Source organism: Aurantibacter sp. (assembly GCF_042094015.1).
In the GTDB taxonomy this organism is placed as follows: Bacteria; Bacteroidota; Bacteroidia; order Flavobacteriales; family Flavobacteriaceae; genus Aurantibacter.
In genome coordinates this window covers 1-9532 of record NZ_JBELDZ010000037.1, presented here as the reverse complement: position 1 = coordinate 9532, position 9532 = coordinate 1, and the positions used below count along the sequence as shown (strand labels likewise).

The window sequence follows — 9532 nt, the reverse complement described above, 5'->3', positions numbered from 1 at the left end:
TAATAGTACTTGTTCCGTCTGCAATACATGTAGGAGCAACACTTGTAATAGTTGGAGTTGCAGGGGTAGTCCCATTGTTTATTGAAACATCTGCAAAACACGATAAATCTGTTGCTGTCCATCTGAATACATAATTTCCATTAATTAATCCTGTAACAGTTGAATTTGGGTTTGTTGCAGATGTAAATGTTGGCGTATTAGGACCACTCACTACTGTCCAATTTCCAGTAGCAGGAGATGTTGCTGCTAAAGTCGCAAATGTAGCATTACATAAATTTTGAGTTGCACCAGCATTACATGATAATTCTGTTGTGAAACTACCAGCTTCTAAATAGACTACACTATCATAAGTCCCGTCATTTATATCGGTAACAATTAGTTTTATGTGATAAGTTTGACCAGGAGTTAGACCTGTTTTCGTAGCAGATAGTATTCTGGTATTACCATTCATATTGGTACCATCAATTGTTCCTAAGAATTCAGGTGTTGGTGTATTTTCAATCCATGCACCATTACTAGCTAAACAATTAGCAGAATTTGGAGCTCCGCCACTACTACCAACAACACCATCATTTACGGAGTTTATGGAAACTTCGGAGCCATTATTTAATAATGCAATATTTACAGCATTATTATCATAGGTTTGACCAGGTACATTGATAATTCCTGGACCACTAATTAAAAAACCAAACTTGTCATTGTATGAGGAACATTGATAATTGATGAAACCACTATCATCTTGATACTCTTCAGAACCAAATATGTATCTAAATGTTACAGAATTTTCAACAGGTACAAAATCAAATTCTAAAACTGAAGCATTAAAATAGTTTTGTGCGCCAGCTAAAACATTCAGATCATTAATTGAAACACCACATGTTCCAGATTCTCTTATTTCTCCTGTAGTGCATGAGGAATATGTACCACCTATCTGAGTGGACCTCGGATCTACACCTAGTGCTAATGGAATTGAGTTAGTGTTTCCTGATGTTAAAACAACCCCTTCATTGAACCCCATTTCAGCTAAAGTAGTACCTGCGGTTGTAAATTGTGCAATTTGGTAATCCCCCGAATTATTATAAACTCCACCATAAGTTACATTTGTTATTACTGTTCCACTTGCAGCAGGAACTAATATTCCATCTACTAATTGAGTAGTTGAATAAGTAGTGTTATCAATAGTAATTTGTGAAAATAAAGTGCCGCTAATTAATAATAAGCAAATTAAACACCATTTCTTAATTGAAAAAAATTTCATATTTTTTAATTTATAAACAATAAAGTTATTAGTACATTTATTGAGTTATGATTATTTATCAAAAGTATGAGAAACGATCTCTTTTTTATGTCTATAAAAGCACATAATTAGCTTTTTAGATTATTTATATTAATTGTTTAAATATTGTTTTTATTGGTTATTTTTAATAAAAGTTAGTGATTCAGATTTTAAAAGTGTGAAGTGTAATTTGTAGTATGTAAATGAAAAGAATATATATTTGTCTAGTGGTTAAAGAGAGTAGTATATATTATAAGATTGTTTAATAAATAGAAAGATTGTTTAATTGCGTAAAATGGGATACATAAAAAACATAATAATTATTAAAGTCATTATTATTTCAACTCTTAAGAGGTGAGACAGGGACGATATTATATAAACGTTAAACCCTTCTCATTTAGAGAAGGGTTTTTTTTTGAATTCAATAAAATAAAAAAAATGTATTACAATGAAAACACCACCATCTATCTTGATGGAAAATGGATTAAAGCTAAAGATGCTTCAATGGATTTATATTCGCAAACATTACATTATGGTTCAGGAGTTTTTGAAGGAATTAGATCTTACAAAACAGAAGATGGTACTTTGGTATTTAAAGCTAAAGAACATTTTGAGAGGCTTAAATATTCAGCTGAGAAAATGCATATAAAATTGGATTTATCAGTTGAGCAATTAACAAAGTTGACTCATGAGCTTTTGGAAAAAAATAATCTTGAAAATGCATACATAAGACCATTAGTTTATTTAGGGGCTAATATGAGTTTAGAGTCTACGGATGAAGTTCATATTATACTATGTGCTTGGGAATGGGGAAGGTATTTGGGAGATTCTCAATTAAAATTAATGACCTCTTCTTTTGAAAGGCCAAATCCTAAATCTTGTTTTGTAGATGCAAAAGTAACGGGACACTACACTAATTCTATTTTAGCAACTACCGAAGCTAAACGAAATGGATTTGATGAGGCACTTTTATTAGATATGAACGGATACGTTGCTGAAGGACCTGGCGCTAATTTTTTCTTTGAAAAGAATGATATATTATATACGCCACCATTAGGTAATATTTTACCAGGAATTACACGTCAAACAATGTTTGAAATAGCAGGTGAATTAAACATAAGGATTATAGAAAAACATTTTGAAAAGGAAGAGGTCTACGAAGCTGATGGAGCTTTTTTTACAGGAACAGCAGCAGAGGTCGCAAGAATAGAAAGTTTGGATGGTAAAAAATTTAATTTGAATTGGGATGATACTTTAGGTAAAACATTATCTGATGCTTATTTATTTAAAGTTCAAAAAAGGGAATATAAAAATTACTTATTACTATGATATTGAATAAATACAGTCAGAGAGTAACACAAGATGAATCTCAACCAGCAGCAAAAGCAATGTTGCACGCTATTGGTTTAACAAATGAGGATTTTAATAAGCCATTTGTAGGGATTGCAAGTACAGGGTACGAGGGGAATCCTTGTAATATGCATTTGAATGATCTTGCAAAAGAAGTTAAAAAAGGTACTATTAGTGTAAACATGGTAGGACTTATTTACAATACAATAGGAGTAAGTGATGGAATTTCTATGGGAACCCCAGGGATGCGTTTTTCACTGCCTTCAAGAGATGTTATTGCAGATTCTATGGAGACTGTAGTAGAAGGCATGTCTTATGATGGTTTAGTTACTGTTGTTGGCTGTGATAAAAATATGCCTGGTGCTTTAATGGCAATGTTAAGGTCAAACAGACCTGGTGTTTTAGTGTATGGTGGAACAATAGCTTCTGGATGTCATGAAGGAATAAAATTAGATGTGGTTTCTGCATTTGAAGCTTGGGGACAAAAAGTTGCTGGTAAAATTGATCAAGTAGAATACGAAAGTGTCATTGAAAAAGCGTGTCCTGGAGCAGGTGCTTGTGGTGGAATGTATACCGCCAATACAATGGCATCTGCCATAGAGGCTTTAGGGATGTCGCTGCCTTACAATTCTTCTAACCCTGCTTTGAGTGAGGATAAAAAAACAGAAAGTGTTCAAGCGGGTAAAGCAGTGAGGAAATTACTTGAAATGGATTTAAAGCCACAAGATATTGTGACTAAAAAAGCTATGGAAAACGCCATTAGATTAGTAGCTGTAATGGGAGGTTCTACAAATGCTGTATTGCATTTTTTAGCAATTGCCAAAGCGGCTAATGTTGATTTTACTTTAGATGATTTTCAACGTATTTCTGATGAAACACCTTTTTTAGCAGATTTAAAGCCAAGTGGAAAATATTTAATGGAAGATGTTCATAAGGTAGGTGGAGTTCCTGCGGTTTTAAAATATCTTCTAGAAAAAGGTTTGTTACACGGAGATTGTATGACGGTAACAGGAAAAACCTTAGCGGAAAACTTAACAGAAATAGCTGGTTTGACTGAAGGGCAAGATGTAATATTACCGCTAGAAAAACCATTAAAACAAACGGGACACTTAAGAATATTAAAAGGAAATTTATCTCCAAAAGGAGCTGTTGCAAAAATTACTGGAAAAGAAGGGTTGCATTTTTCAGGTCCTGCTAAGGTTTTTGAATCGGAATATGATGCTAACGATGGAATACGAAATGGACTTATTCATAAAGGAGACGTTGTGGTTATTCGTTATGAAGGGCCAAAAGGTGGGCCAGGTATGCCAGAAATGTTAAAACCAACAGCAGCAATAATAGGAGCTGGATTAGGAAATGATGTAGCCCTAATTACTGATGGACGTTTTTCGGGAGGAACACATGGTTTTGTAGTAGGTCATATTGCTCCAGAAGCTCAAGTAGGTGGTCCTATTGCATTTGTTGAAGATGGTGATATTATTTCGATTGATACTGAAAAGAACACTATTGATTTTGAGGTTTCTGAAGCAGAATTAAAGCAACGAAAATTAAAATGGATAGCTCCTGATTTAAAACCTAAAAGAGGCGTTTTATATAAATATGCAAAAACAGTTTCTTGCGCTTCTGAAGGATGTGTAACAGACGAATTTTAATTCTAATATGGTGATTTCTAGAATATCAAATAATTAAATCCATAACAAATGGAAACGAAAAAAAATAAGACAAATAAATTAGTTAAAAAGATGTCCGGTGCACAAGCAGTAGTTCATTCTTTAATTGCGGAAGGCGTAGACTTAATGTTTGGTTATCCTGGAGGTGCTATTATGCCTGTATATGACGCGTTGTATGATGTTGAAGATAAACTAACACATGTTTTAACTAGGCATGAACAAGGTGCAACCCATGCAGCACAAGGTTATGCTAGAGCAACTGGTAAGGTTGGTGTTTGTATAGCAACTTCTGGACCTGGTGCAACAAATTTAATTACAGGTATTGCTGATGCTCAAATAGACTCTACCGCAATGGTTTGTATTACTGGTCAGGTAGCAAGTCATTTATTAGGTACCGATGCGTTTCAAGAAACAGATGTTGTGGGTATTTCAATGCCGGTAACCAAATGGAATTGTCAGGTTACTTGTGCGGAAGAAATCCCTTTTGCTATAGCAAAAGCATTTTACATTGCACGCACCGGAAGACCTGGTCCTGTTTTAGTAGATATTACCAAAGACGCTCAGTTTGGTGAAGTAGATTTTGATTATAAACCGTTTACAGGAATGCGTAGTTATGTGCATACGCCTGAATTATCAATTAAAAGTGTTGAAGCGGCTGCTGTTTTAATAAATTCAGCAAAAAAACCACTTATCTTGTTTGGTCAGGGCGTAGTTTTATCTGAAGCAGAAAAAGAGTTTAAAACTTTTATTGAAAAATCAGGAATTCCTGCTGCATGGACAATAATGGGAGTTTCTGCATTAGAATCAGATCATTATTTAAATGTAGGTATGTTAGGGATGCATGGTAATTATGCACCAAATAAGCTTACTAATGAATGTGATGTTTTAATTGCTATTGGTATGCGATTTGATGATAGGGTGACTGGTGATTTAAGCAGGTATGCTACTCAAGCCAAAGTTGTTCATCTAGAAATCGACCCTGCTGAAATTGATAAGAATATTAAAGCAGATGTACCCGTGTTAGGTGACGCTAAGGAAAGTTTAACTATGCTTACTAAGCTTGTTAAACAGCGAGAATACAAAGAGTGGTTATCAGAGTTTAGAGCTTTAGAGCAGGAGGAGATAGATAAAGTTATTTATGATGAACTTAATCCAACTGCCGAGTTGATGACAATGGGGGAGCTTATAAATAAAATAAACCTAAACTCAGATCAGAAAAACATATTTGTTACTGATGTAGGGCAACACCAAATGATAACTTGCAGATATGCTAAGTTTAAGCAAACAAAATCTATGATTACTTCAGGTGGGTTAGGTACAATGGGATTTTGTTTACCTGCTGCAATTGGAGCAAAAATGGGTGTGCCAGATGCGCAAGTTATTGGTATTATTGGAGATGGAGGTTTTCAGATGACAATACAAGAATTAGGAACTATTTTTCAATATAAAACCGCTGTTAAAATTGTTGTTCTTAACAATGAGTTTTTAGGAATGGTTCGCCAATGGCAAGAATTGTTTTTTGAAAAACGTTATGCATCTACAACAATGGTGAATCCTGATTTTCAAAATATTGTTAAAGGTTTTGGAATTGAATCAAATAAAGTTGAAAAAAGAGAAGATTTAGAATCTGCTGTTAAAAAGATGTTAGCCCATAACGGCTCTTATTTTTTAGAAGTAATGGTAGGAAAAGAAAATAATGTATTTCCTATGGTGCCAACAGGAGCTTCGGTTTCAGAAATACGATTAAGTTAATAAATATGGAGAAGAAAAGATTTACCATATCAGTTTTCACTGAGGATGTAGTTGGATTACTAAATAGAGTTTCTATTATTTTTACGAGAAGAAAAATAAATGTCGAAAGCATTACGGCTTCTGAAAGTGAAATTAAAGGAATACATAGATATACAATTGTGGTTTCTGAAACGAAAGATCAAATTAAAAAGGTTGTTGGTCAGTTAGAAAAACAAGTTGAAATAGTAAAAGCTGTTTTTCATTCAGACGATGAAATTGTATATCAAGAAATTGCTTTATTTAAAGTTAAAACCGGAGTATTGGCTTCTGGAGGTCAAGCTGAAAAAATAGTTAGATCACACAATGCTAGAGTATTATCTGTAGAAACAGAGTTTACTATTTTAGAAAAAACAGGGCATAAAGAAGAAACACAACAATTATTTGATGAACTAGAACCGTTTGGTATTTTAGAATTTGTTAGATCAGGAAGAGTTGCGATTACCAAACCAATGAAAACATTGTCGTCTATTGTAAACGACTTAGAAGAATTAGTAAAAAAGAACTAGAAAATGGAAAATTATTTCAATACACTATCATTAAGAAATCAACTTGCACAATTAGGAAAATGTAGTTTAATGGACCCTGCTGCTTTTAATAATGGAGTTACTGCTTTAGAAAATAAAAAAATTGTTATTGTAGGTTGTGGTGCTCAAGGTTTAAATCAAGGGTTAAATATGAGAGATTCTGGTTTAGATGTATCTTATGCATTACGCCAAGGAGCAATAACAGATAAAAGAGCATCTTTTTTAAATGCTTCTAAAAATGACTTTAAAGTAGGTGCTTATGATGAAATGATTCCTGATGCAGATTTAGTAATAAATCTTACTCCAGATAAACAACATACTGATGTCGTTAATAAAGTAATGCCATTAATGAAAATCGGTGCTGCATTATCATATTCTCACGGGTTTAATATCGTTGAAGAAGGTATGAAAATTAGAGAAGATATTACGGTTATAATGATGGCTCCTAAATCTCCCGGATCTGAAGTAAGAGAGGAATTTAAAAGAGGATTTGGTGTGCCAACATTAATAGCTGTTCACCCAGAAAATGATCCTGAAAGCAAGGGGTTTGAGTACGCAAAGGCTTATGCAGTTGCAACTGGTGGAGATAAGGCTGGAGTTTTAAACTCTTCTTTTGTTGCTGAAGTTAAATCTGATTTAATGGGAGAGCAAACTATTTTATGCGGATTGTTACAAACTGGATCTATTTTATCTTTTGATAAAATGGTTGAGGATGGTATTTCCCCAAGTTATGCAGCCAAACTAATTCAGTTTGGTTGGGAAACTATTACAGAAGCATTAAAGCACGGTGGTGTTACAAATATGATGGATCGTTTATCGAATCCTACTAAAATAAAAGCTTTTGAATTATCTGAGGAGCTAAAAGAGATTATGCGTCCGTTATTTCAAAAACATATGGATGACATCATGCAAGGTCATTTTTCAGATGGAATGATGAAAGACTGGTCTAAAAATGATCATAATTTATTAAAGTGGAGAGCAGCTACCGGTGAAACTGATTTTGAAAAAACTCAAATTACTGATACTGAAATTTCAGAACAAGAATACTTTGACCATGGAACGTTATTAGTTGCTTTCGTAAAATCTGGAGTTGAATTGGCTTTTGAAACAATGACGGAAACAGGAATAGGTGCTGAATCAGCGTATTATGAGTCTTTACATGAAGCTCCGTTAATTGCTAATTTAATAGCTAGAAAAAAGTTGTATGAAATGAACAGTGTTATTTCTGATACAGCTGAATATGGTTGTTACTTATTTGATCATGCTTGTAAGCCATTATTAACAGAATTTATGAAAACTTTAGATGCGTCTGTAATTGGAAAACCTCTAAACGAGAATTATCAAGTAGACAATATAAAATTAATAGCAGTTAATAGTGTTATTAGAAATCATCCTATAGAAACTATTGGAGCACCACTAAGAGCTTCAATGACAGCGATGAAAAAAATAAACTAATGAGCATAAAACAAGAAATAGTTACTATAGAAAATGTTAGAAAAACAGCTTCTTTATTAAAGGAAGTTGTTTTGACGACACCTTTAATGAAAAATAATTATTTATCAGAGAAGTTTGGAACTAATATTTTTTTTAAAAGAGAAGATTTACAGCAAGTAAGATCTTATAAAATTAGAGGAGCTTATAATAAAATCTCTTCTTTAACTAAGGAGGAATTAAAAAATGGTGTTGTCTGTGCTAGTGCAGGTAATCACGCTCAAGGAGTAGCTTATTCTTGTAATGTAAAAAAAGTAAAAGGGGTAGTTTTTATGCCGACACCGACACCTAAACAGAAAATTGAACAAGTAAAAATGTTTGGTGGTGATTTTGTAGAGGTAATTTTAATAGGAGATACTTTTGATGATGCATCAGAAAATGCATTAATTTATTGCAATGAAAATAAAATGTCTTTTGTGCATCCGTTTAATGATTTAAAAGTAATTGAAGGTCAGGGAACCATTGGTTTAGAAATATTAGAGCAGTCAAAAGTTAAAATAGATTATTTATTTCTTCCTGTTGGAGGAGGTGGATTAGCATCTGGTGTTTCAAGTGTTTTTAAAAAATTATCGCCAGATACAAAAGTAATTGGTGTTGAACCATTAGGAGCTCCATCTATGTCAACTTCAATAAAGAATCAGTCAAATACTAAAATCGAAAATGTTGATAAATTTGTTGATGGAGCGTCTGTACAAAAAGTAGGTGATTTAAATTTTGAAATTTGCAAATCGAATCTTGATGAAATGGTTACGGTTCATGAAGGAAGAATTTGTCAGTTAATTCTAGATCTTTATAATAAAAATGCAATTGTTGTTGAACCAGCTGGCGCATTAACAACTGCAGCTTTAGATCAGTTTGGAGATCAAATTAAAAGTAAAAATATTGTCTGTTTAATCAGTGGTAGTAATAATGATATTACCCGAACAGAAGAAATTAAAGAACGTGCAATGTTGTATGCTGGCTTAAAACATTATTTTGTTGTTAAATTTCCTCAAAGAGCAGGTGCATTAAGAGAATTCTTATCTGAAGTACTTGGACCAAATGATGATATTACTCATTTTGAATATTCAAAAAAACACAATCGTAACTCAGGTCCTGCTGTTGTAGGGTTAGAATTAAAAAACCCTAACGATATTGATGATTTGATAATCAGGATGAAGGAAAGAAATTTCTTTGGTGAATACCTTAATGATAGTCCTGATTTATTTCAGGTTTTAGTTTAAAAAGTTCACTGTAACGTCTAATTAAATTGTAATTTCTGTACATAATGTTTAAAATTATGTAGCCTTATTTAAGGACGGGTTAATATTGGCTACGGTTTTGTGTATGGTTAGTTGCGTGGTTAAGCAACTAATTTAATAAACAAAAACTAGCCAGAGAAAATTCCGAAGGAATTTTCCAAATAAGCACTTGCCAAAGCAATTAATTAT

Annotated in this window: 7 protein-coding genes; 6 read left to right on the top strand and 1 reads right to left on the bottom strand. The window is 33.1% G+C overall.

Annotated features, from left to right (window positions below; genetic code table 11):
• The coding region (locus ACFDSN_RS07115; protein ID WP_375239152.1) for a choice-of-anchor L domain-containing protein at positions 1-1258 on the bottom strand (1258 nt) is incomplete at its 3' end.
• Positions 1259-1714: 456 nt separating this feature from the next.
• Here ACFDSN_RS07115 and ACFDSN_RS07110 point away from each other — a divergent pair.
• From ACFDSN_RS07110 to ilvA, 6 genes are read left to right on the top strand one after another with little or no spacing between them, the layout of a single operon-like run.
• A complete protein-coding gene (locus tag ACFDSN_RS07110; protein WP_375239151.1) occupies positions 1715-2605 on the top strand; it encodes a branched-chain amino acid transaminase in 891 nt (296 codons plus the stop codon).
• The gene (ilvD, locus tag ACFDSN_RS07105; protein WP_375239150.1) at positions 2602-4278 is read left to right on the top strand and encodes a dihydroxy-acid dehydratase; all 1677 of its coding nucleotides are present in this window, start codon (positions 2602-2604) and stop codon (positions 4276-4278) included. Before ACFDSN_RS07110 ends, ilvD begins: the two co-directional genes overlap by 4 nt.
• 48 nt (positions 4279-4326) lie before the next feature.
• Positions 4327-6048: a biosynthetic-type acetolactate synthase large subunit gene (ilvB, locus tag ACFDSN_RS07100; RefSeq protein ID WP_375239149.1), complete on the top strand. Its 1722-nt coding sequence runs from the start codon at positions 4327-4329 to the stop codon at positions 6046-6048.
• 5 nt (positions 6049-6053) lie between these two features.
• Positions 6054-6593 carry an acetolactate synthase small subunit gene (ilvN, locus tag ACFDSN_RS07095; protein WP_375239148.1) on the top strand — a complete coding sequence of 180 codons (540 nt, stop codon included), beginning with the start codon at positions 6054-6056 and terminating at the stop codon, positions 6591-6593.
• Positions 6594-6596: 3 nt separating this feature from the next.
• On the top strand, positions 6597-8066 hold the full coding sequence (gene ilvC / locus ACFDSN_RS07090) for a ketol-acid reductoisomerase (RefSeq protein WP_375239147.1): 1470 nt from the start codon (positions 6597-6599) through the stop codon (positions 8064-8066).
• Positions 8066-9325: a threonine ammonia-lyase IlvA gene (gene ilvA / locus ACFDSN_RS07085; RefSeq protein WP_375239146.1), complete on the top strand. Its 1260-nt coding sequence runs from the start codon at positions 8066-8068 to the stop codon at positions 9323-9325. Before ilvC ends, ilvA begins: the two co-directional genes overlap by 1 nt.
• Positions 9326-9532 lie beyond the last annotated feature (207 nt).

Excerpts from the sequence above, each read along its gene's own strand:
- ilvC (WP_375239147.1), top strand. The coding sequence starts at position 6,597 with ATGGAAAATTATTTCAATACACTATCATTAAGAAATCAACTTGCACAA.
- ilvD (WP_375239150.1), top strand. The coding sequence starts at position 2,602 with ATGATATTGAATAAATACAGTCAGAGAGTAACACAAGATGAATCTCAA.
- ilvA (WP_375239146.1), top strand. The coding sequence starts at position 8,066 with ATGAGCATAAAACAAGAAATAGTTACTATAGAAAATGTTAGAAAAACA.
- ilvB (WP_375239149.1), top strand. The coding sequence starts at position 4,327 with ATGGAAACGAAAAAAAATAAGACAAATAAATTAGTTAAAAAGATGTCC.
- ilvN (WP_375239148.1), top strand. The coding sequence starts at position 6,054 with ATGGAGAAGAAAAGATTTACCATATCAGTTTTCACTGAGGATGTAGTT.
- ACFDSN_RS07110 (WP_375239151.1), top strand. The coding sequence starts at position 1,715 with ATGTATTACAATGAAAACACCACCATCTATCTTGATGGAAAATGGATT.